This is a genomic window from Rugamonas sp. FW305-51, assembly GCF_058786935.1.
Genome location: NZ_JBYSZG010000036.1, coordinates 40,110 through 63,351 on the forward strand (window position 1 = coordinate 40,110; position 23,242 = coordinate 63,351).

Sequence of the window (23,242 nt, forward strand, 5' to 3'; positions counted from 1 at the left end):
GCAGCACCGTTTCATCAACCCTAACAACTTGAACCTGACCTGAACTCATGGCATACGATCTCGAAGAACAAGAACAACTTGCTTCCCTTAAAGCGTGGTGGAATCAGTATGGCAACCTGACCTCGTGGGTGCTGATCGCAGGCCTGGCCGCCTACTCGGGCTGGACCGGCTGGAACTACTACCAGCGCAACCAGGCGGCCCAGGCTTCGGCCCTGTACGACGAGCTGCAGCACGCCGTCGATGCCAAGGACAGCGCCAAGGTGCTGCGCGCGGCCGGCGACATGGAAAGCCGCTACGGCAGCACGGCCTACGCGCCCATGGGTGCGCTGCTGGCCGCCAAGAGCGCGTTCGACGCCAATGACCTGAAATCGGCCAAGGCCCAGCTGCAGTGGGCTTCCGAGCACGGCGACGAGGAATACAAGTCGGTGGCCAAGCTGCGCCTGGCCGGCGTGCTGCTCGACGAGAAAGCCTACGACGAGGCGCTCAAGGTGCTGGGCAGCGGCATCGCGCCGCAGTTCGCCGGCGCCGTGGCCGACCGCAAGGGTGACGTGCTGGCAGCGCAGAACAAGCTGCCCGAAGCGCGCGCCGCCTACCAGGCCGCGCTGGACGCGACCGACAAGAAGAATCCCGGCCGCCAGCTGATCCAGCTGAAGTTCGAAGCCATCGGCGGCACCGTGCCGGCGGCCAAGGACGCGGCGTAAGCATCTTCGTCGTCCCCGCGCAGGCGGGGACCCCTGCAGCGCTGGCCTGGCGCCGCCTTCCGACGGACCAGGACCTGGCCCCGGAACGGCCGGCGGCGAAATGGCCGACGGCACGCCATGTTGGCGCGCCGGCCGCCGTGCCCGATCAGTAAGAACAAGGTTAAATTTATGCGTACCACCGAAAAAGTTATTGCAGTGAGCCTGCTGGCACTGATGTCCGGTTGCTCGCTGTTCTCGTCGAAAGAAACCAAGAACCAGCCAGCGCCGCTGGTCGAGTTCAAGTCCACCCTGGCGGCGCACGCGGCCTGGAAGTACGCGCTCGGCTCGTCCGGCCAGGCCGTGTTCACGCCCGCGCTGGTGGGCAACAGCCTGTTCGCGGCCGATGCCGGCGGCACCCTGGTGCGGCTCGATGCGGCCAGCGGCAAGGAAGTGTGGCGCGTCAAGACCGGCGCCGACCTGACGGCCGGCGTGGGCAGCAACGGCGACGTGACCGTGGTCGGCGGCGCCAAGGGTGTTATCCTTGCGTTCGACGCCAACGGCAAGCCGCTGTGGAAGGCGCAGGCGTCGAGCGAAGTGCTGTCCTCGCCCGTGGTGGGCGCGGACGTGGTGGTGGTGCGCAGTGTCGACAACCAGATCACGGCCTATGAGGCGGCCACCGGCGCCAAGCGCTGGTCCGTGGCCCGCACCACGCCGGCCCTGACGCTGCGCAACGCGCCCGGCATGACCATCAGCGGCCCCAATGTGTACGTGGCCCAGCCCGGCGGCAAGCTGCTGGCGCTGGCCCTGGCCGGCGGCCTGCCGCGCTTCGAAGTGGTGGTGGGCGAGCCGCGCGGCGCGACGGAACTGGAACGGGTGACCGACATCGCCGGCGCCCCCGTGGTGTACGACAAGGACGTGTGCGCCGTGTCCTACCAGGGCCGGGTGGCATGCTACGACCTGGCCACCGGTGTGCCGCGCTGGAACAAGCCCGCTTCGTCCGACGTGGGCGTGGCCGTCGACCAGCGATTCGTGTTCGTCGCCGACGACCAGGGCGCGGTGGCAGCCTACAGCCGTGAAACGGGCACCAGTGCCTGGAAAACCGACAAGCTGGCGTTCCGCCGCCTGTCTACGCCTGTCTCGTACGGCCGCGCAGTGGCGGTCGGCGATCTGCAGGGTTACATCCACTTCCTGAACCGGGAAGATGGCGCTTTAATAGGTCGCGTCAGCACCGACGGCAGCCCGATACAATCGGCACCGCAGGTGGCAGGCGCGAATTTGATTTTTCAAACCCAATCAGGGACAGTGACCGCCATCGCGGTCGAGTAATACAATGAAGCCGGTAATCGCACTAGTGGGTCGACCCAATGTTGGGAAATCGACCTTATTCAATCGTCTGACCCGCTCGCGCGACGCGCTGGTGGCGGACTTGCCTGGGTTGACGCGCGATCGTCACTATGGCGAGGGCCGTGTCGGCGAACGTCCCTTCCTCGTCATCGACACGGGCGGCTTCGAGCCGGTCGCCAAGGAAGGCATCATGCACCAGATGGCCCTGCAGACCAAGCAGGCCGTGGCCGAGGCCGACGTCGTCGTGTTCCTGGTCGACGGCCGCCAGGGCCTGACGCCGCATGACAAGACCATTACCGACTTCCTGCGCAAGAGCGGCCGTCCGGTGCTGTTGGTGGTCAACAAGTCCGAAGGCATGCGCTACACGGCCGTGGTGTCGGACTTCTACGAGCTGGGCCTGGGCGATCCGTACGCGATCTCGTCGGCGCACGGCGACGGCGTGGCCGACCTGGTGGAAGAGGCGCTGAACCTGGCCTTCGCCCAGCGTCCGGAAGAGCCGGAAGAGCTGGAGCCGGCCGAGCGCGGCATCAAGATCGCCATCGTGGGCCGCCCCAACGTGGGCAAGTCGACCCTGATCAACACCCTGGTGGGCGAGCAGCGCGTGATCGCGTTCGACATGCCGGGCACCACGCGCGACTCGATCGAGATTCCGTTCGAGCGCGACGGCAAGCAGTACACGCTGATCGACACGGCCGGTATCCGCCGCCGCGGCAAGGTGTTCGAAGCGATCGAGAAATTCTCGGTGGTCAAGACGCTGCAATCGATCTCGGAAGCGAACGTGGTGGTGCTGCTGCTGGACGCCCAGCAGGACATCTCCGAGCAGGACGCCCACATCGCCGGCTTCGTGCTCGAATCGGGCCGCGCGCTGGTGGTGGCCGTCAACAAGTGGGACGGCCTGCAGTCGGACCGCCGCGACGAGATCAAGATCGACCTCGACCGCAAGCTCGACTTCCTGTCCTTCGCCAAGACTCACTTCATCTCGGCCCTGAAGGCGACCGGCATCGGCCCGCTGATGAAGTCGCTCGACGCAGCCTACGCGGCCGCCATGTGCGACCTGTCCACGCCGAAGCTGACGCGCGCCCTGATCGAGGCCGTGGAGAAGCAGGAACCGCGCCGCAAGGGCTCGATCCGACCCAAGCTGCGCTATGCGCACCAGGGCGGCATGAACCCGCCCGTGATCGTGATTCACGGCAATGCACTGGACGCGGTGGGCGACCCCTACAAGCGTTACCTGGAAAAGCATTTCCGCGACACGTTCGCGCTGGTGGGTACGCCGCTGCGCATTGAATTGCGCACCGGCAAGAATCCATTTGCCAAAACACAGAAATAAGGCAAATCGCGCCGGCGCGGCCTGCAGAAAGTGCGAAAACAGGTTACAGTAGCTTCATAGCATGATTCCCCTCTGGGAGAATGAAGCTTGCACCCTGTTTTTGCATAGTGCAGCACTTGAAAACCGGCGTGTCGCCTCCAATTCAAACACTACAACATCAAACGGAGCTGTTATGAGCAACAAAGGGCAACTGTTACAAGACCCATTCCTCAATGCCTTGCGCAAAGAGCACGTGCCCGTCTCGATCTACCTGGTCAACGGCATCAAGCTGCAAGGCCACATCGAGTCGTTCGATCAATACGTGGTACTGCTGCGTAACACCGTCACCCAGATGGTCTACAAGCATGCCATTTCGACCGTGGTGCCGGCCCGCGCCGTCAATCTGAACATTGAAGCCGACGCGGAATAAGCGCTTGCCACACCGCTTCCTGCCCACCTGCCTGACCGCCGTATGCGCGCCGCTTTAGTCGGTATCGACTTCGGTCAGGGCGACTTTGCCGCCAGCGTCGAGGAACTGCAACTGCTGGCCCGCTCGGCGGGGGCGGATCCGGTCACGACCATCACGGCCAAGCGTTCCAGTCCCGATGCGGCCTATTTCGTTGGCAGCGGCAAGGCCGACGAGATCGGCCAGGCCGTGCTCGATCACCAGATCGAGATCGTCATCTTCAACCACGCCCTGTCGCCTGCCCAGCAGCGCAACCTGGAAAAGCGCCTCAACATCCGGGTGCTGGACCGTACCAGTTTGATCCTCGACATCTTCGCCCAGCGGGCCAAGAGCCACGAGGGCAAGCTGCAGGTGGAACTGGCCCAGCTGCAGCACCTGGCCACGCGCCTGATCCGCGGCTGGACCCACCTGGAACGGCAAAAGGGCGGTATCGGCCTGCGCGGTCCCGGTGAAACCCAGCTCGAGACGGACCGCCGCCTGATCGGCGAACGCGTCAAGGCGCTGCGGGCCCGGCTCGACAAGCTGCGCAAGCAGCACGAGACCCAGCGCCGCGCCCGTGGCCGCAGCCAGACCTTTTCCGTCTCGCTGGTGGGCTACACCAACGCCGGCAAGTCGACCCTGTTCAACGCCGTCACCAAGGCCGGCGTGTACGTGGCCGACCAGCTGTTCGCTACCCTCGACACCACGTCGCGCCGCGTCTACATGGGCGAGGACGTGGGCCAGGTCGTCATTTCCGACACCGTCGGCTTCGTGCGCGAACTGCCGCACCAGCTGGTGGCGGCGTTCCGCGCCACGCTGGAAGAGACCATCCACGCCGATCTGCTGCTGCACGTGGTGGATGCCGCTTCACCCGTGCGCATGGAGCAGATCGAGCAGGTCAACCTGGTGCTCAAGGAAATCGGTGCCGATCATATTCCCCAGATCCTTGTGTGGAACAAGATTGACGCGGCAGGGCTGGAGCCGTCCGTCGAGCGTGATGAATATGATAAAATTTCCCGCGTTTTCATCAGCGCCCGCACGGGAGCCGGCCTCGATCTGCTGCGCGACGCGATCGTGGAATGGGCCCGGGCCGCGCCAGGCGCACGCCTGCCGCAACCGCGCGACTACGGACAGGATCTGCACGACGACGACGCACTGGCGCCCGATGACGGCCAGCCAGACAGCATTCCAACCATCACTCATGTCGGATCACATTAAGTATGCGTGTCTCCTCTCTCATGCAACGACTGGGCCTGAAGCTCTCGCTCAACGATCCCCGCTGGGGCGCTGACAAGAAGGACGGCAACCGCCACGCCCAGGAAGGCAACAAGCCCGGCGACGGTCCGCCCGACCTGGACCAGCTGTGGCGCGATTTCAACCAGCGCCTGAACGCCATCTTCGGCCAGAAGAAGGGCCCCGACAATGGCGGCACGCCGTCCGGCCCCCGTCCCGACATGAAGGGCGCGGGCATCACGGCTGGCGCCGTGGCGGCCGTGGTGGCCCTGATCTGGCTCGCCTCCGGCTCCTTCATCGTGCAGGAAGGCCAGACCGGCGTGGTGCTCACGTTCGGCAAGTTCAGCCACACCACGCCAGCCGGCTTCAACTGGCGCTGGCCGTATCCGTTCCAGAGCGACGAGACGGTCAAGGTGTCGCAGGTGCGCACGGTGGAAGTGGGCTACCGCGGCAGCGTCAAGAACAAGCAGTCGCGCGAGGCGCTGATGCTGACTGACGATGAGAACATCATCGACATCCAGTTCGCCGTGCAGTACACGCTGAAAGACCCGGTGGCCTGGCAGTTCAACAACGCCGAGCCCGAGGAAACCGTGCGCCAGGTGGCCGAGACGGCCATCCGCGAAGTGGTCGGCAAGAGCAAGATGGACTTCGTGCTGTACGAGGGCCGCGAGAAAGTGGCCTTCGAGACCCAGCAGCTGATGCAGCACATCCTGGACCGCTATGCGGCCGGCGCGCAGATCACCAACGTTACCATGCAGGGCGTGCAACCGCCCGAGCAGGTGCAGGGTGCCTTCGACGACGCCGTCAAGGCCGGCCAGGACCGCGAGCGCCAGAAGAACGAAGGCCAGGCCTATGCCAACGACGTGATTCCGAAAGCGCGCGGCGCCGCCTTCCGCCTGGTGCAGGAGGCCGAAGCCTACAGCTCCACCGTGAGCGAGAACGCGGCCGGTAACGCGGCCCGCTTCAAGCAGGTGCTGGCCGAGTACCAGAAGGCGCCGGCTGTCACGCGCGACCGCATGTACCTGGAAACCATGCAGCAGATCTTCTCCAGCGCCAGCAAGGTGATGGTGGACGCCAAGTCCGGCAGCAACCTGCTGTACCTGCCGCTCGACAAGCTGATCGCCCAGGCGGCGGCCACCGATGCGGCGGCGGCGGCGGCCAAGGCTGCCGCGGCGGCGCCGGCTGCCGCGCCGGCGGCGCCGGTGCCGGCCGAAATGATGCCGACAGTGGAAATGACCCGCCAGCGCGACAGCCGTTCGCGCGATTCGTCACGTGACCGGGAGGGTCGTTAATGAATCGTATAGTTACTATCGTTGTGGGCGGCTTCATCGCCCTGATGCTGCTCTCGTCGACCATGTTCGTGGTCGACCAGCGCCGCTACGCCATCGTGTTCGCCCTCGGTGAGGTAAAAGAGGTGATCCGCACGCCGGGCCTGCACTTCAAGCTGCCGCCGCCGTTCCAGAACGTGCTGTACCTCGATAACCGCATCATGACCATCGAGTCGCCCGACGCCGAACGCTTCATCACGGCCGAGAAGATGAACATCCTGGTCGACACCTTCGTCAAGTGGCGCATCGGCCGCGGCGAAGACCAGCCCCGGAAGTATTTCGTCAGCTTCGGCGGCGACGAGGGCAGGGCGCGCGACCGCATGTCGCAGATCGTCAAGGCGGCGTTGAACGAGGAGATCACCAAGCACACCGTGCGCGAAGTGATCTCCGGCCAGCGCGGCCAGGTGATGGAAGCGCTGCGCACCAAGGTGGTGACGGAGGCGAGCCAGATCGGCGTCGAGATCATCGATGTGCGCCTGAAGCGGGTCGACTACGTGGAGCAGATCAACAACTCCGTGTACGACCGCATGAAGGCGGAGCGGGTGCGGGTGGCCAACGAGCTGCGTTCGACCGGTTCGGCCGACTCGGAAAAGATCCGCGCCGACGCCGACAAGCAGCGCACCGTGATCCTGGCCGAAGCCTATCGCCAGGCCGAGACCATCCGCGGCGAAGGCGACGCCAAGGCGTCGCAGATCTATGCCGAAGCGTTCGGCAAGAATCCCGAGTTCTACAAGTTCTACCGCAGCCTGGAAGCGTATCGCGCCACCTTCAAGAATCACGGCGACGTGATGGTGATCGATTCCAATTCCGACTTCTTCAAGTATTTCAAGGGTTCGGGCGCTTCGGCGGCCCCATCCGGCAAGAAGTAAGGCTGACCGTAACAGGGCGGCAGGGCCGGCCGGCGCAGCGTCAAGCTGCCCGGCCGGTTCCATGTGGGCCCGTCCGTGGCATGATTTTCTACCTTCCGCGGCGCATTTTCGCGTAAAATATCAGGTTCGGCTCTGCGCTTGATGATTGCGCCTGTGCGCCTCATTGTTCATTTTTCAATAACTTCCGTATCCAGTTTCCCATGCCGAATTGGCTTTTGCCCGAGAATATCGCCGACGTACTGCCGTCGGAAGCCCGCAAGATCGAAGAACTGCGTCGACTGATGCTGGATAATTTCCGTCTGTACGGATATGAACTGGTGATGCCGCCGCTGCTCGAATACCTGGAGTCGCTGTTGACCGGCGCCGGCCAGGATACCGATCTGCGCACCTTTAAACTGGTCGACCAGATTTCCGGCCGCATGCTGGGCCTGCGTGCCGACATGACGACCCAGGTCGCCCGCATCGACGCCCACCTGCTCAACCGCACCTCCGTCACCCGCCTGTGCTACGCCGGCAGCGTGCTGCATACCCGTCCGTCGGGCCTGCACGCCACGCGCGAGCCGCTGCAGATCGGCGCCGAAATCTACGGCCACGCCGGCCTGGAAGCGGACGCCGAGATCCAGGAACTGGCGCTGGCCTCGCTGGCCATGGCCGGCTTCACCGACGTGCGGCTGGACCTGTCCCACGTGGGCGTGCTGCGCGCGCTGATCGCGGGCGACGCGGCGGCCCTCAAGGACGAGGCGGCCCTGTACCTGCTGCTGCGCGCCAAGGACATGCCCGGCCTGCGCGAACTGACGGCCGACTATTCGCCCATGGTGCGCGACGCGCTGCTGGCCCTGCCCAACCTGTATGGCGACGTCGAAGTGCTGAAAAAGGCGCGCGCCGTGCTGCCCGACCTGCCCGGCATCGCCAAGGCGCTGGCCGAACTGGCCGCGCTGGCCGGCTCGGCCATCGGCCGCGCCGAAGTGGCGATCGACCTGGCCGACCTGCGCGGCTACCAGTACGAGAGCGGCGCCATGTTCGCGCTGTACGTGCCGGGCCTGCCGAACGCCGTGGCCCGTGGCGGCCGTTACGACCACGTGGGCGAAGCCTTCGGCCGGGCCCGTCCCGCGACCGGCTTCTCGCTCGACTTGCGCGAGCTGGCCCGCCTGCTGCCGACGGCAGAACGCAAACATTCGATCCGCGCGCCGTGGGGCAATGCGCCGGAGCTGAAAGAGAAAATCGCCGAGCTGCGCAAGTCCGGCGAAGTGGTGATCCAGTCCATGCCGGGTCACAGCAATGAACAGGACGAGTTCGAGTGCGACCGCGCGCTGGTGCTCGACGATGATGGTAGTAGCTGGATTCTTAAAAACTTAGGTTAGTGTGATGTCAAAGAAAAATATGGCAAAGAACGTCGTTGTCATCGGCACCCAATGGGGCGATGAAGGTAAAGGCAAGATCGTCGACTGGTTGACCGATCATGCACAAGGTGTGGTGCGCTTCCAGGGCGGCCACAACGCCGGCCATACGCTGGTCATCGGCGGCGTGAAGACGGCGCTGCAGCTGATCCCGTCGGGCATCATGCGCCCGGGCGTGGCCTGCTACATCGGCAACGGTGTGGTGGTGTCGGTGCCGGACGTGCTGCGCGAGATCGACAAGCTGGAAGCGGTCGGCGTGGAAGTGGCGTCGCGCCTGAAGGTGTCGGACGCCGCCCCCGTGATCCTGCCTTACCACGCTGCGCTGGACGCGGCCCGTGAAGCGGCCCGCGGTGCCGCCAAGATCGGCACCACCGGCAAGGGCATCGGCCCGGCCTATGAAGACAAGGTGGCCCGTCGCGCCATCCGCATCGCCGACCTGCTGAACGAAAAGCGCTTCTCGGAAAAACTGGCCGAGAACCTGGACTACCACAACTTCGTGCTGGAAAACTATTTGAAGGCGCCCAAGGTCGACTACCAGAAGACCCTGGACGACGCGCTGGCCTACGTGCCGCGCCTGCGCCCGATGGTGACCGACGTCTCGAGCGCGCTGTACGCCGCGCACAAGGCCGGCGCCAACCTGCTGTTCGAAGGCGCGCAAGGCTCGCTGCTGGACGTGGACCACGGCACCTATCCATTCGTCACCTCGTCCAACTGCGTGGCCGGCAATGCTGCCGCCGGTTCCGGCGTGGGTCCGGGCATGCTGCACTACATCATGGGCATCACCAAGGCCTACACCACCCGCGTCGGTTCCGGCCCGTTCCCATCGGAACTGCCGACCGATGCCGGCGTCGGCCATCACCTGGCGCAAGTGGGCCACGAGTTCGGCACCGTGACGGGCCGCGCCCGCCGCTGCGGCTGGTTCGACGCGGCCCTGCTGCGCCGTTCCGTGCAGATCAACGGCGTGACGGGCATGTGCCTGACCAAGCTGGACGTGCTGGACGGCCTGGAATCGCTCAAGCTGTGCACCGGCTACCTAGTGGACGGCAAGGCCGTGGACATCTTCCCGTCCGGCGCGGAAGAAGCGGCGCGCTGCGTGCCGGTCTACGAAGAAATGCCGGGTTGGACGGAAAGCACGGTCGGCGCCAAGTCGCTGGCAGCGCTGCCGGCCGCCGCCCGCAACTACATCAAACGAATCGAAGAGTTGGTCGGCGTGCCGGTTGACATGGTGTCGACTGGTCCCGATCGCGAAGAAACGATCGTGCTGCGTCACCCGTTCGAGTAATTCAAGCAACAAACTGAGGAGCCATCTTGACCACCCCACAATCGAACGACAAGCATCTCTGGGTGTCCTGGGACGAATACCATCGCCTGATCGAGCGCCTGGCGCTGAAGGTGTATGAATCGGGCTGGAAATTCGACCAGGTACTGTGCCTGGCCCGCGGCGGCGTGCGCCCCGGCGACATGTTCTCGCGCATCTTCGACGTCCCGCTGGCGATCCTGTCGACCAGCTCGTACCGTGAAGAAGCGGGCACCGTGCGCGGCGACCTCGACATCGCCAAGTACATGACGATGACCAAGGGCCCGCTGCAAGGGCGCATCCTGCTGGTGGACGACCTGGCCGATTCCGGCGTCACGCTGGTCAAGGTCATGCAGCACCTGAAGGACAATTTCGAAGGCGTGACGGAAGTGAAGTCGGCCGTGATCTGGACCAAGGGCAGCTCCGTATTCAAGCCGGACTTCCAGATGGAAGAACTGCCGCACAACCCGTGGATCCACCAGCCGTTCGAAGACTACGACGGCCTGCGCCCGCACCAGCTGGCGGCCTGGATCAAGAAAGGCGAAGCGGCGGCCTAAGCTGTCCTCGTCCCTCCCCAAAAGCGGCTCCGGCCGCTTTTTTTTCGTCCGCTGCAACACCTGAAGAGAAATGGGGACGTACCCCATTTTTCAGAAATGCGGACAGAAAAGGGGTACAGAAAAGGGGTACGTCCCCATTATCTCGTCCCCATTCTCTTTGCGTGCAACAGTTGCGATAAGCTAGTTACTGGCTATTGCCAGAATAGTCACATTCTCGCTTACAATGCCATAGGCAGTGTTGCGGAGCTGCCTGTATTGTCATGTCGACCGGAATCTCCCCATGCGCCCATCTAGACCGATAGCTGTTCCGCCAGCCCGCACGCTGTGTGTCGCGTCGCTGGCGGCCGCGCTCATGGGCTTGAGCAGCGCTGCCGGCGCGGCAGCCCAGCCGCCGGGCGACCTGGGCGAGCTGTCGCTGGAGGAGCTGGCCAATGTCGACGTCAGCGCGGCCTCGCTGCTGTCGGCCGGGTTGCTCGATACGGCCGCCTCGGTCAGCGCCGTCACGCCCCTGCAGTGGCAGCGCCGCGGCGCGCGCCGCCTGCTCGATGCGCTCGACACCCAGCCCGGCGTGCAGGTGCTGCCCCACACTAGCGGCAACCAGGTGCTGGCCATCCGCGGCTACGCCCGCAGCACTTCCTACACGGGCGTGGCCACCAGTTGGGATGGCGTGCCGCTCAACGACCTGTTCCGCTCCGGCCCCCAGTTCAACCTGCCCGCCATCAACCTCGGCGCATTGAGCCAGTTGCAGCTGATCGAGGGCCCCGGTTCCGCCCTGTACGGCAGTGACGCCTTCCACGGCCTGGTGGCCCTGCGCGGCTACGAGTCCGAGCGCGACCAGCGCAACGCGAGCGCGGCCGGCGCCAGCAACGGCTATTACGAAGCGGCCCTGCAGCAGAGTGCGGCCGTGGCCGCCGGCACGCGCCTCAACGTGGCCCTGGCCGCCAACGGCCAGCCGGATCAGGACCGCGTCGCCTATGCCGTCCACCCCGTCACGGGGCGGCCCCTGCGCAGCGAGCGCGAGAATAACTTCCAGGCCCAGACGGCTTCGTTCAAGCTGGCCGGTGCAGGGGAGGGTGGCCTGTCCTGGTTCGGCGGCCTGTACCTGCACCATTACGACGCCGACGCCTTCCAGGGCTCGGGTACGCGCCTGTCCGGCGGCGACGACCTCGGCTGGCTGGCCACCCGCTTCGCCATGACCCAGGCCGGCGTGCGGCGCGAACTGGAGCGGGGCGGCTCCGTCGAACTCAAGGGCTACTACTGGTGGGTCGACAACGACCTGGCCAGCAACCTGGGCACGGGCGCCGTGCCCATCCACCGCGACTTGTGGACGCGCCAGTTCCGTACCGGCGTGCAGGCCACATGGCGCGACGGCATCCCCGCCTGGCACACGGCCTGGGCCCTGTCGGCCGGACAGGAGCGCCTGGGCGTGCGCAGCGCCCGGGCCGAGGCTGTGACCATGGCCGGCCGGGTGCTGCCCACGACCATCAATCCGGCCGAAGGGGCGGGGCGCGGCGTGCGCAACCTGACGCTGGAGCTCAACAGCAACTGGGGCGAGCGCTGGGGCCTGGTGTACGGTGGCCGGCTGGACGAGTACTCCGACTTCGGCCGTCACGGTTCGCCGCGCCTGGGCCTGATCTACCATCCCCAGTCCGGCACCGCCCTCAAGCTGCTGTATGGCCAGGCGTTCCGGGCGCCGTCGGCGGTGGAAATGGGCGGCGCGGCCGGCAGCGTGCTGGGCAACCCCGACCTCAAGCCGGAGGTGATCGACAGCTACGAACTGGTGGCCCAGCGCCAGACGGCGCGCTACCTTGCCCAGTTCACCTTGTTCCGCACGCTATGGCGGGACGGCATTTCCGCCGTGCTGGCCCCGCCGGCCACGCTGACCCAGTACCGCAACGTGGGCCGCAACGACGCCTACGGCGCCACCGCCAGCCTGCAGGCCCAATGGCAGGGCTGGGGGCTCGACGCCAGCGCCTCCTACGTCCGCAGCCGCAACGCCGTGACGGGGATGGACTACAACATCTTCCCGGCCACGATGGCAAATGTGAGCATCAGCCGGGCGCTGGCCGATCCCGCCTGCATGCTGACGCTGAGCCAGCGCTGGCAATCGCGCACGGACGACATCTCGTCCGCCGAAGGCTTGCCCGTGCATACGCTGCCGCGTTACCTGCGCACGGACGTGGGCGTGGAGAAGCGCTATACACCGCGCCTGACGGCCTACGTCCAGTTGCGCAACCTGTTCAATCGCGACAACCGGCTGCCTTCGGCGCCGGCCTCCGTGGGCGGCATCCCGGACGAACATTTCAGCCTGAACCTGCGGCTCGATTACCGTTATTGAGCGGCGCCGGAGATTGCGCAAAAAGTTGTCTCGTGGCAGCATGGAGCCGCCAACCGGCACCCGTATGAAAGCCCTAGATGACCCAGAATTTTTTCCAGACCTTTATCCTGCTGTTGCTGGTCACCGACCCGTTCGGCAACGTCCCCCTGTTTGCCGCCGCGCTCAACCCGGTGGCGCCCGCGCGCCGGCCCCGCATCGTGATCCGCGAGTGTGCCATCGCGTTCGCCGTGCTGCTGATCTTCATGTTCTTCGGCCGCCACTTCCTGTCGGCGCTGCAGCTGTCGGAAGTATCGCTGCGCATAGGCGGCAGCGTGATCCTGCTGCTGATCGCGATCCGCATGATCTTCCCCCATCCCGACGGTGTGCTGGGCAAGACGGAAGGGGGCGAGCCGTTCATCGTACCGCTGGCCATTCCCGCGCTGGCCGGCCCGTCGGCGCTGGCCACGGTGCTGCTGTTCTCGCGCGAGAGCACGGGCGAAGTGCTGGTCCACGTGGCCGCGCTGGGCGCCGTGGGCGTGGTGTGGCTGGCCGTGTTCCTCGGTGCCGAGCGCTTGCAGAAAGCGCTAGGTTCGCAAGTCATGACGGCCTTCGAGCGCTTGATGGGCCTGATCCTGACGGCCATGTCGATCGAAATGCTGCTGGGCGGCGTACGCGAATTCGTCAAGACGCTGTAAAGCAAAAATAGACGGCGCCGAAAAATGGGGACGCGAAAAATGGGGACGTACCCCATTTCAGGGAAATGGGGTACGTCCCCATTTTTCGTTTGAAAACCGCGTTACGTCCCGGGTTTTTGCGGATGGCTAGAGGGTGATGGCGCCCAGGTGATCTTCGCCCGGGGCGCCGAACAGCTGCTGCTTGAGGACATGCAGCTGGTCGCGCACCTGGGCCGCTTTTTCGAACTCCAGGTTCTTGGCGTGGTCCAGCATCAGCTTTTCCAGGCGCTTGATTTCCTTGCTGATCTGCTTCTCGCTCATGGCCTCGTACTTGGCCGCCTCCTGCGCCACCTGCAATTCCTCGCGCGCCGTCTCGGGACTGTAGACGCCGTCGATCATGTCGCGGATCGACTTGCTCACGCCGCGCGGCACGATGCCGTTCGCTTCGTTGAAGGCGATCTGCTTGGCCCGCCGCCGCTCCGTCTCGCCGATGGCGCGGCTCATGGAGTCCGTCACCCGGTCGGCGTACAGGATGGCCACGCCATGCAGGTTGCGGGCGGCCCGGCCTATGGTCTGGATCAGCGAGCGCTCCGAACGCAGGAAACCTTCCTTGTCCGCGTCCAAAATGGCCACCAGCGACACTTCCGGCAAGTCCAGCCCTTCGCGCAGCAGGTTGATGCCGACCAGCACGTCAAAGGTGCCGATGCGCAGGTCGCGCAGCAGTTCCACCCGTTCCACCGTTTCGATGTCGCTGTGCAGGTAGCGCACCTTGATGCCGTGGTCGCCCAGGTATTCCGTCAGCTGCTCGGACATGCGCTTGGTCAGCGTGGTCACCAGCACGCGCTCGTTCCTGGCCACGCGCAGGGTGATTTCCGACATCAGGTCGTCCACCTGGCTCAACGCCGGACGCACGATGATCTGCGGGTCGACCAGGCCGGTGGGGCGCACCACCTGTTCCACCACCTGGTCCGCATGCGTGTTTTCGAAGTCGGCCGGGGTGGCGGAGACGAACACGGTCTGCCGCATCTTCTGTTGGAATTCCTCGAATTTCAACGGCCGGTTGTCCAGCGCCGACGGCAGCCGGAAGCCGTAATCGACCAGGTTGGTCTTGCGCGAGCGGTCGCCGTTGTACATGGCGCTGAGCTGGCCCACCAGCACGTGCGACTCGTCGAGGAACATCAGCGCGTCCTGCGGCAGGTAGTCGACCAGCGTGGGCGGCGGTTCCCCCGGCAGCGCCCCGCTCAGGTGGCGCGAGTAGTTCTCGATGCCCTTGGTGAAGCCGATCTCCGTCATCATTTCCAGGTCGAAGCGGGTGCGCTGCTCGAGCCGCTGTTCCTCGATCAGCTTGTTCTCCTTGCGGAAGAACTCGAGCCGCTCGCGCAGTTCGTCCTTGATGGTCTCGATGGCGCGCAGCACGGTGGCGCGCGGCGTCACGTAGTGCGAGCCGGGGTAGACGGTGAAGCGGGGGATCTTTTGCTTGACGCGGCCCGTGAGCGGATCGAACAGCTGGATCGATTCGAGCTCGTCGTCGAACATTTCCAGTCGCACGGCGAGTTCGGCGTGTTCGGCCGGGAAGATGTCGATGGTGTCGCCGCGCACGCGGAAGGTGCCGCGGCCGAAGTCCACTTCGTTGCGCGTGTACTGCATCTGGATCAGGCGGGCGATGATGTCGCGCTGGGCCACCCGGTCCTTGGCGCGCAGCGTCAGGATCATCTGGTGGTATTCGCTGGGATTACCGATACCGTAGATGGCCGACACGGTGGCCACGATCACCACGTCGCGCCGCTCCATCAGCGACTTGGTGCACGACAGGCGCATCTGCTCGATGTGCTCGTTGATCGACGAGTCCTTTTCGATGAACAGGTCGCGCTGGGGCACATAGGCTTCCGGCTGGTAGTAATCGTAGTAGCTGACGAAGTACTCGACCGCGTTCTCGGGGAAAAATTCGCGGAACTCGGAATAGAGCTGGGCCGCCAGCGTCTTGTTGGGGGCGAACACGATGGCAGGACGGCCCAGGCGGGCGATCACGTTGGCCATGGTGTAGGTCTTGCCCGAGCCCGTCACCCCCAGCAGGGTCTGGAAGAACAGGCCGTCGTTGATGCCTTCGCACAGCGCGTCGATGGCCGTGGGCTGGTCGCCGGCGGGCGCAAAAGGCTGGTGCAGCTTGAAGGGCGAACCGGGAAAAGTGACGATTGTTGCTGCGGAAGGGGTTTTTACATCTGCTGTGTCAGCCATCTTTTCAGACCTTTGATAGAATAATGGCCTGTCAGCGGCCTGAAGCACTTTATTTAATTCGGAGCCGCCGACTAAATCCGCCGCGTACTGCTACCAAACGACTCCAATCTTATCATGACGAATCCTTCCGTTTCTGCCAGCCTCTTCAGCGCCATCGACATGGCTCCACGCGACCCTATCCTGGGCATCACTGAAGCCTTCAACGCGGACCAGAACCCCGCGAAAATCAACCTGGGCGTGGGTGTCTATTATGACGACAATGGCAAGGTTCCGCTGCTGTCGTGCGTGCAGAAGGCCGAAGCCATGCTGATCGAGCAGCCTGCGCCGCGCACCTACCTGCCGATCGAAGGCCTGGCGGCCTATGACCAGGCCGTGCAGCAACTGGTATTTGGTGCCGACAGCGCCGTCATTCAAGAGAAGCGCGCCGTCACCGTGCAAGCGATCGGCGGCACGGGCGCACTGAAGATCGGCGCCGACTTCCTGCAGCGCTTCGCGCCCGGCGCCCAGGTCTACATCAGCGACCCAAGCTGGGAAAACCACCGCGCCCTGTTCGAGAGCGCCGGTTTCGTCGTCAACAACTACAGCTACTACGATGCCGCCACCCACGGCGTGAACTTCGCCGGCATGCTGGCCGACATCAAGGCCATGCCGCGCGGCTCCATCGTGCTGCTGCACGCCTGCTGCCACAACCCGACCGGCGCCGACCTGAGCTCGGCCCAGTGGGATGAGGTGATCGCCGCCGTGACGTCCGGCGGCCTGGTGCCGTTCCTGGACATGGCTTACCAGGGCTTTGGCGCCGGTATCGCCGAAGACGGCGCCGTGGTGCGCCGCTTCGCGGCCGCCGGCGGCCCGCTGCTGATCTCGAACTCGTTCTCCAAGTCGTTCTCGCTGTACGGCGAGCGCGTGGGCGCCCTGAGCGTGGTCGCCGCCAGCGCGGAAGAGGCCTCGCGCCTGCTGTCGCAACTGAAGCGCGTGGTGCGCACCAACTACTCGAACCCGCCTGTGCACGGCGGCAAGGTGGTGGCCACCGTGCTGACCACGCCGGCCCTGCGCCAGCTGTGGGAAGAGGAACTGGCCGGCATGCGCGTGCGCATCAAGGAAATGCGCGAAGCCTTCGTCACCAAGCTGAAGGAAAAGGCCCCTGGCCACGACTTCGCCTTCGTGCGCGACCAGGTGGGCATGTTCTCGTACTCGGGCCTGACCAAGGCGCAAGTGGAGCAGCTGCGCGCGCAGTCGATCTACGCGGTGGACACGGGCCGCATCTGCGTGGCGGCCCTGAACTCGCGCAATATCGATATCGTCATTGACGCGATCGCCAAAGTCCTTTAATATCCTGCTTCTTCGGATAGATCGAAAGATTGATCCGGAAGGCAACACGGAGTACGAAATAAGTTGCACTGTCAGAAAGCTTGATGGCGTGATCGAAACAGTATAAAATGTTGCCTCTAATCCCTGATAGCTCAGTTGGTAGAGCGACGGACTGTTAATCCGCAGGTCCCTGGTTCGAGTCCAGGTCGGGGAGCCAGAATATATGCAAAAAGCCCAGCCGAAAGGTTGGGCTTTTTGCTATGGGTCCGTCGTACAATGGCAAAGGTCCCGATGGTGTGGGTATTTTCTATTCTTGCCGAATCCACCTTGCACAAACCCGCCGCTACCGCTGCCGCCCGCCACGTTCCCCTGCCGAACGAACCGCGCATCTTCGACCCGGTGCGGCAGGCTGCGCTGACCGAGCGCTATCTGTTGCCGGCGCTGGCGGAACTCGAGGCATTCTTTCTTGCGGTACGGGCCCATGTCGATCCGGCGTTGCAGCGCCTGCAGCCGACCAAGCTGGGTAAAACGTATCCACTGGGGCAGTGCCTGGAAATCTCCAAGGCGGTGCAGCGCGAACTCCAGCAGCTGCAACCGGCTACGCTGGGTTTATCTCCATCCGGGGCAGCCGGTTATGCCGCATTGACTGCTTTTCGCAAGGCCGGCGGCGAGTGCCGTCAGGTGTGGGGGGATTTGCGCGGCGAGTTCTTCCAGAATGCTTTTCAGCTGGGCAGCCTGTACCTTGACGTGTCCAACGACACGGTGACACTGACCAAGCCCAAGGTGGAAATCCTGCCCTTTGCCGAGGCGCGCTTCGTGCCCATTGCCGACTTTCGGCACTTCGTCCGCATCGCCACGCGTTACTGGCAGCATCGCATCTATCCCAACCACGTGTTGCCGGAACTGGCGCCGTATTGCCCGCTGATCCATGTCACGGCCACTGGCGGCGTTATGGTGGGGGAAGGAACGCATTACATGGTGGCCATGGCGCAGGCTGGCCACTTCGAGCCGAGCGAGGTCATGCTGTGCGACCAGCCGATGCCGGATGCATTGTTCAAAAGTGTGCGGGCCGCGCTGGCGGAGACTGGGCAGTCTATGCCAGCCACGCCCGAGCAAGGGCGCGCCATGGCCTTGCGTGCCTGTCGCGAACACCGTCGCAAGCGGTGGCATGCGTCCCGGCACAGGGCCGAGCTGGCCATCCGTACCGTCCAGGAAATCAATCGCACGCTGGGCCGGCTGGCGATCAGCTTGGCCTCGCCAGGCTTATCCCAACAATCGCAGCTATCCATGGAGGAGGGCAGGATCATGAGTACACCTGAAAGTGTCCAGATCAACGGTACGGAATACAAGCTGAGCGATTTATCCGAACAGGCCAGGCAACAGTTGAACATGGTGCGTGCCTCCGACGCCCGGCTGGCGGAGTTGCAGCGCGACCTGGCCATTACCCAGACCGCGCGCAGCGCTTACGTTGCCGAGTTGGCGAAGCTGTTGCCGTCCGCGCCTAAGTGATCCCGTCGATGTGAGGCGGCGTTATTTCGCATCCAGATTGACAGAGAAACCGCTCTCGTTGCCCGATATCTGCACGCGGGTAATCTTGGGAACGCCTGCCGCCGATATTGCGTAAGTCGTGCTGGTGCTTTCCAGCAGCTTGTTCGAGGGATCGTAGGAATTGTTCAGCATTTGAAAATTGAGCGTATTGACGTCGCTGCCGGTCGTCGCGACAAACGAGATCTTGGTCGTGCCGAGCAAGATTTTCTTGGTGCGGTCGGCGTAGCAGTTCAACGTGGCGATATCGCCCGTCTGTCCGGCGGAAGCCGTTGCCGGATAGGCCGGGCTGCCGGCCGCCACGCAATAGCTGTTGCCGTTGTCCGTGCCGATGGGGGCGTACTGCGCGTTGACATACACGGTGTCGGTGATGGAAAGCGCTTGTGTTTGACCGCTTACCGACAGGCTGCCGCTGACCGTTTCAGTCGATTGCTGTGCGGCGCCACCCTCGAAGGTCGTGTTGGTCGCGGCGCTCAGCGAGTAGGTCAGCGTGCCGGTCACCGGCAGGCTGGTCGCGCCACTGCTTGCCGTGCCCGTGATACTTAACGACGATTGCAGGCCGTGCGTGAATGCAGCGGCCAGGGCCTGCTGAACGGGAAAGCTGGTGGTCACCGGCGTGGTGGATGTCGTTGTGCCGGACGAACCGCTGCCGCCACCGCAGGCGGACAACATCGCTGCCAGCAGGGCGGTCAGGGCCAGGGATGCTGTTTTTTTATTCAAATTCGTGCTCATGTTTTTCCCGTAAGTTGGTTCCTTGATGTCGCAGAAAAATGCTGGGGCAAGATAGCACTTGGGTACTATCTGAAATCTATTCAATTATTGTTACTTGCAATTTTTCAAGTTAATCAAGGCAGGCATGAGGACGGCAAGCGGCTGGCATGGCGGTCGCGGTGGCCGCGATAAAAAAAGTTGCGCCGGCTCTGGTCAATTCGAAATTGAGTGTATATAATTCGGGCCTCAATTCCCTGATAGCTCAGTTGGTAGAGCGACGGACTGTTAATCCGCAGGTCCCTGGTTCGAGTCCAGGTCGGGGAGCCAGAATTCAGCAAGCACAAAGCCCAGCCCTTATCGGTTGGGCTTTTTGCGTTTTCGCATCCAGGCATGGGGATGTCCTGTCCGGCCAGCTTGAACGGGTCCTGTCTTTGCGCGACAATCCATCGGCATGGTGCTGCCCGCAGGATGTCACTTGATTTATGGGAAGACAAAATGGATCCCATCGTCTGGAAGTTCGCGCCGGAGATACTCAAGAAGCTGGGCGGCAAGCTGCTCGAGATCAGAGAGTCGCGCAAGGACGAGCTGCAGCGGCTGGCCGACGATTTTGCCGATCCGGGCGAGCTGGTCAAGCTCTATGTCGAGCCGGACTGCCAGCAATTTCCCCCTGCCGACGAGAACGAGGACGAGAGCCCCTCCAGCTTGCGGGAACCGATCCTGAAGACGGTGGAACGCTACCTGAGCGGAAAGGATGAGATCTCCCGGCGCCATATGTTCATCCTGTCCGATGCGGGCATGGGCAAGACTTCCCTGCTGGTCGTCCTGAAGGTCATGCATCTGCAGGAATTCTGGCCCTCGCCGTATAACTGTGTGCTGCTGAAGCTGGGCGAGAATTCGCTCGAGCAAATCAGGCAGGTGAAAAACAAGAGCAACACGGTGTTGTTGCTCGATGCGCTCGATGAAGATCCCTTGGCATGGGGGAAGGTCGAGGCCCGCTTGAGCAGCCTGCTGCGCGAAACGCAGAACTTTCGCCGCGTCCTGATCACCTGCCGCACCCAATTTTTCAATGTCGGGGAAAAGCCCTACACCAGCCGGGGCCAGATCGAAGTGGCAGGCTTTGACTGCCCGGTAATCTACAACTCGCTGTTCAACGACGAACAGTGCCTCAGCTACCTGGAGCGCCGCGCCCGGGAATTCGACAAGAGCGAGGCATGGCTGGAACGGGCCAGGAGCATCGCATTTTCCATGGGCTCATTAAAAATGCGGCCTATGCTCTTGTCCCATGTGGATGAATTCATCGATGGCGACGCCAAGGACTGGACCGAGTACGGCCTGTATTACCGGCTGGTGCTGAGCTGGCTCAAGCGTGAGCAGCGCAAGATCCAGAATGAAGTGCTGCAATACCCATCCATCCGTGAGCTGCTGGGCGCCTGCAGAAATTGCGCCATTTTCTTACACAAGAACAAAACGCGGCATCTGAGCCAGACCGAGCTGGAAGAGCTGATCCTGGACGCACCGGAGACCCGCAATATCGAATTCATGCATATCGGCGGGCGCTCGCTGCTGAATCGGGATTCGGACGGCAATTACCGGTTTTCCCATTACAGTATCCAGGAATTCCTGGTGGTGAATGCGGTCGTTGAAGGCGAGTATGTCGAGCGCGAGGAGATGCCGGCGACCGATTTCATGAGGCGGCTTTTTTCAGTCTGGCTGCATGGCGCGCAGCAGACTGATCTGGCTAAAGCCAACCTGCACGCTTTTTCGATCAAGAACGAACGGTTCGCGCAAAGGGCACTGGCCGGCGCGGTCTTTGCCAGGATCGATTTGAGCGGCTGCGACTTCTCCGAGGCCAAGCTGGCCGGGGCCGATTTTTCCCACTGCCGCTTGACGGGGGCGGTGTTTTCGGGCGCCGATCTGGCCGGGGCAATTTTCAAGGGCGCCGATATGGCCGACGCCAGGCTCGATCATTGTGCCGCGCAAGGCGCGCAATTTCAAAGTGCGAATCTGCGCGGCGCCACCGTCAGGGACACCGATTTCCTGAAAAGTAACCTGAACTTTTCCATCCTGGCGGGCGCACGCTACGATCACGCGACCAGATGGCCGATCGGCTTTCAGCCCGAACGCGAAGGGGCGCTAGTGTGCCTGGCCTAGGGCTGCCAGTCCTGCTCGATGTGCATGCGCCCGCTTGCGGGGGCGGGCCGGGGCGCGAGTTCGCACGCCAGGCGGTCCGGTGAGCGAGCGCGGGCCGCTGTTACTTTACGGCGTGTTGCTCCACCACTTGCTCAGCTTCTTGCATTTTTGTGGAGTTAGTTCCGGCCGAAAATGGCAATCCAGTGCGAAAAAGAACTCGCGCGTCACGCCATAGTCGCGTTGGTAGTGCTCCAGGATTTGGTCGATCTCTCCCGTGGCATAGAGCTGCGCGATGCCACGCTCAAATGCGTCGCGCTGCGCCTCCGTGCGGAACCGCATCCAGTAAAACCTGCCCGGCCCCAGCACGTCATGAAACGCCAGCTCCGCCTCGGCATTGCGCTTCTGGGGCAGTTGCTGTTTGAGGTAATACCGGAACACATCGGGCTGCGAAATAATGACGTCTGTGCGGTCCAGGAACAGGGCGCCGGAAGGCATGGTGGCCGCTTCCCGGTAATTCGGATGATCCGCCGTCGCCGCGGCGTAGGCTGGCCCCAGCACCTTTTGCGCGTTGCGGAACGCCGTGACCCGGTATTTTTTCAGGTCGTTCACGCTCGATAGCGCGGGAATCTTGCTGCGCATGGTGATCGCCATGTTATGGAAATACGAAACCGGCCACCGGCTCATATAACCGTCCTCCGCTGGCTGGGCGAGCGATGCCGTCGTCACGTCGAACACGCCCTGGCGAAACTGCTCTTCGAAACGGACATTGGGCAAATAGAGAAATTCGACGGTGATTTGCTGCGACGCGTACGCGGCGCGCAGCACGTCGGCAAACAGGCCTGATGCGCGATCGGACAACACGAACGGCGCGATCACGCTTTGCAGGCCTATCTTGACGGTGGCGGGGCTGGGACTGTCGGGCACCGGCTCAGCGACAGGGCCTGCGGCGGCAGTGGCTGCAAACACTACGGCGGTGAACCACATCGCGCCCCCCTCAGTCCGGTTTCCTAGCTTCATTATATCCACATAGCTTCGCGGTTGAGGCGGTGTGCAAACGACGGCAGCCCTGATCTCGGCGCCGGCTCTTGCGCGATCCCTAGACTTGCGAAAATACTTTCCATAAAGGAAATTGATAGTGCCGTACTGCAATATTTTATATGATAGTGACTATCGCCCTGATCCGTGCCGCAATTGGAAGGAAATCCGCAATGTCCGCCCCAGGTAATACCCACGCCGTCAACCAGCATTACCTGAGCAAGGTGATGGACCTGGCCGAGCTGATGTCGGTCGAAGTGATCGTCGACGTGTTTGACGTGCGCGGCATGAAGCTGGTGGCCAAGGGTGCCCAGGTGACGCGTGCCTTGCAGGAACGCTTGATCGTGCACAAGTTGAAGGCGCCGCTGGAATCGTCCATCCGCGTGCCGGGCGGCGTCGATCCGCAAGCGATCGTGACGGCGGCCAGCCGCATCCTCGATGCCAGCGCGCCGCTGGCCCGCATCCTGCGCGCCACCGGCGTCGCCTCGGTGTTACCCATCCTGTCCGGGCTGGAATTTGGCAACGCGATGAGCATGATGCTGACCATCTCCCACCGGGCCGAGGCCCAGGCGTTGGAACATGCGGTGCTGGTGAGCATGCTCTCGATCTGCATGGCCAGGAAGTTGCGCTTGAGTGAGACGGAGCAGCGCGTGGCCGGCCTGGCCGGATTGCTGCACGATATCGGCGAACTGTATGTCGACCCTGCTTACCTGGTGCGCGGCAAGCGCCTGCAGCCGCACGAGTGGGCGCACGTCGTGGTCCATCCCCGCATCGGCGAAATGCTGATCAATGAACTGGCCGCGTATCCGGCGGCGGTGGGGCGGGCGG

Annotated in this window: 19 protein-coding genes and 2 tRNA genes; 18 read left to right on the top strand and 3 right to left on the bottom strand. The window is 63.6% G+C overall.

The window, feature by feature from the left end; translation table 11 throughout:
• Positions 1-47 precede the first annotated feature (47 nt).
• The 12 genes from AC3WOS_RS21185 (at position 48) to AC3WOS_RS21240 (ending at position 13,471) form a co-directional block, all read left to right on the top strand.
• Positions 48-701, top strand: coding sequence for a YfgM family protein (locus AC3WOS_RS21185; protein WP_492718283.1), 654 nt, complete (start codon positions 48-50; stop codon positions 699-701).
• A 168-nt stretch (positions 702-869) separates the two neighbouring features.
• The gene (gene bamB, locus AC3WOS_RS21190) at positions 870-2,006 is read left to right on the top strand and encodes an outer membrane protein assembly factor BamB (RefSeq protein WP_492718285.1); all 1,137 of its coding nucleotides are present in this window, start codon (positions 870-872) and stop codon (positions 2,004-2,006) included.
• 4 nt (positions 2,007-2,010) lie between these two features.
• Entirely contained in the window at positions 2,011-3,354 is a 1,344-nt protein-coding gene (der, locus tag AC3WOS_RS21195; RefSeq protein ID WP_492718286.1) for a ribosome biogenesis GTPase Der, read from the top strand.
• A gap of 172 nt (positions 3,355-3,526) precedes the next feature.
• Complete coding sequence (gene hfq, locus AC3WOS_RS21200) at positions 3,527-3,763, top strand: RNA chaperone Hfq (RefSeq protein WP_182155148.1); 237 nt, start codon at positions 3,527-3,529, stop codon at positions 3,761-3,763.
• 42 nt (positions 3,764-3,805) lie between these two features.
• A complete protein-coding gene (hflX, locus tag AC3WOS_RS21205; protein WP_492718288.1) occupies positions 3,806-4,996 on the top strand; it encodes a GTPase HflX in 1,191 nt (396 codons plus the stop codon).
• Positions 4,997-4,998: 2 nt separating this feature from the next.
• Positions 4,999-6,303, top strand: coding sequence for an FtsH protease activity modulator HflK (gene hflK, locus AC3WOS_RS21210; RefSeq protein WP_492718290.1), 1,305 nt, complete (start codon positions 4,999-5,001; stop codon positions 6,301-6,303).
• Positions 6,303-7,208, top strand: coding sequence for a protease modulator HflC (gene hflC, locus AC3WOS_RS21215; protein ID WP_492718292.1), 906 nt, complete (start codon positions 6,303-6,305; stop codon positions 7,206-7,208). The genes hflK and hflC overlap by 1 nt, the downstream gene beginning before the upstream one ends.
• Before the next feature lie 200 nt (positions 7,209-7,408).
• Positions 7,409-8,569, top strand: a complete 1,161-nt coding sequence (locus tag AC3WOS_RS21220; protein WP_492718294.1) for an ATP phosphoribosyltransferase regulatory subunit — start codon at positions 7,409-7,411, stop codon at positions 8,567-8,569.
• A gap of 4 nt (positions 8,570-8,573) precedes the next feature.
• Positions 8,574-9,887 (top strand): adenylosuccinate synthase, encoded by a 1,314-nt coding sequence (locus AC3WOS_RS21225; protein ID WP_492718295.1) that lies wholly within the window; start codon positions 8,574-8,576, stop codon positions 9,885-9,887.
• Between the two features lie 26 nt (positions 9,888-9,913).
• Complete coding sequence (locus AC3WOS_RS21230; protein WP_492718297.1) at positions 9,914-10,459, top strand: phosphoribosyltransferase; 546 nt, start codon at positions 9,914-9,916, stop codon at positions 10,457-10,459.
• 280 nt (positions 10,460-10,739) lie between these two features.
• Positions 10,740-12,797: a TonB-dependent receptor plug domain-containing protein gene (locus tag AC3WOS_RS21235; RefSeq protein WP_492718299.1), complete on the top strand. Its 2,058-nt coding sequence runs from the start codon at positions 10,740-10,742 to the stop codon at positions 12,795-12,797.
• A gap of 77 nt (positions 12,798-12,874) precedes the next feature.
• Positions 12,875-13,471 (top strand): MarC family protein, encoded by a 597-nt coding sequence (locus tag AC3WOS_RS21240; protein WP_492718300.1) that lies wholly within the window; start codon positions 12,875-12,877, stop codon positions 13,469-13,471.
• Between the two features lie 126 nt (positions 13,472-13,597).
• On the opposite strand, the gene uvrB is transcribed toward AC3WOS_RS21240, so the two are convergent.
• Complete coding sequence (gene uvrB, locus AC3WOS_RS21245; protein ID WP_492718302.1) at positions 13,598-15,685, bottom strand: excinuclease ABC subunit UvrB; 2,088 nt, start codon at positions 15,683-15,685, stop codon at positions 13,598-13,600.
• Positions 15,686-15,799: 114 nt separating this feature from the next.
• Here uvrB and AC3WOS_RS21250 point away from each other — a divergent pair, with 114 nt between their 5' ends.
• The 3 genes from AC3WOS_RS21250 (at position 15,800) to AC3WOS_RS21260 (ending at position 18,502) form a co-directional block, all read left to right on the top strand.
• Entirely contained in the window at positions 15,800-17,014 is a 1,215-nt protein-coding gene (locus AC3WOS_RS21250; protein ID WP_492718304.1) for an amino acid aminotransferase, read from the top strand.
• A gap of 120 nt (positions 17,015-17,134) precedes the next feature.
• Positions 17,135-17,210 (top strand) — tRNA-Asn (locus AC3WOS_RS21255).
• Between the two features lie 74 nt (positions 17,211-17,284).
• On the top strand, positions 17,285-18,502 hold the full coding sequence (locus tag AC3WOS_RS21260) for a hypothetical protein (RefSeq protein WP_492718305.1): 1,218 nt from the start codon (positions 17,285-17,287) through the stop codon (positions 18,500-18,502).
• A 21-nt stretch (positions 18,503-18,523) separates the two neighbouring features.
• On the opposite strand, the gene AC3WOS_RS21265 is transcribed toward AC3WOS_RS21260, so the two are convergent.
• Entirely contained in the window at positions 18,524-19,270 is a 747-nt protein-coding gene (locus tag AC3WOS_RS21265) for a hypothetical protein (protein ID WP_492718307.1), read from the bottom strand.
• Between the two features lie 230 nt (positions 19,271-19,500).
• Here AC3WOS_RS21265 and AC3WOS_RS21270 point away from each other — a divergent pair.
• Positions 19,501-19,576 (top strand) — tRNA-Asn (locus AC3WOS_RS21270).
• Positions 19,577-19,744: 168 nt separating this feature from the next.
• Positions 19,745-21,400 (top strand): pentapeptide repeat-containing protein, encoded by a 1,656-nt coding sequence (locus tag AC3WOS_RS21275; protein ID WP_492718308.1) that lies wholly within the window; start codon positions 19,745-19,747, stop codon positions 21,398-21,400.
• Positions 21,401-21,505: 105 nt separating this feature from the next.
• Here AC3WOS_RS21275 and AC3WOS_RS21280 read toward each other — a convergent pair whose 3' ends face one another.
• Positions 21,506-22,363 carry a substrate-binding periplasmic protein gene (locus AC3WOS_RS21280; protein ID WP_492718310.1) on the bottom strand — a complete coding sequence of 286 codons (858 nt, stop codon included), beginning with the start codon at positions 22,361-22,363 and terminating at the stop codon, positions 21,506-21,508.
• 224 nt (positions 22,364-22,587) lie between these two features.
• On the opposite strand from AC3WOS_RS21280, the gene AC3WOS_RS21285 reads away from it, so the two are divergent.
• On the top strand, positions 22,588-23,242 hold a 655-nt coding region (locus AC3WOS_RS21285), incomplete at its 3' end, for an HD-GYP domain-containing protein (RefSeq protein WP_492718311.1).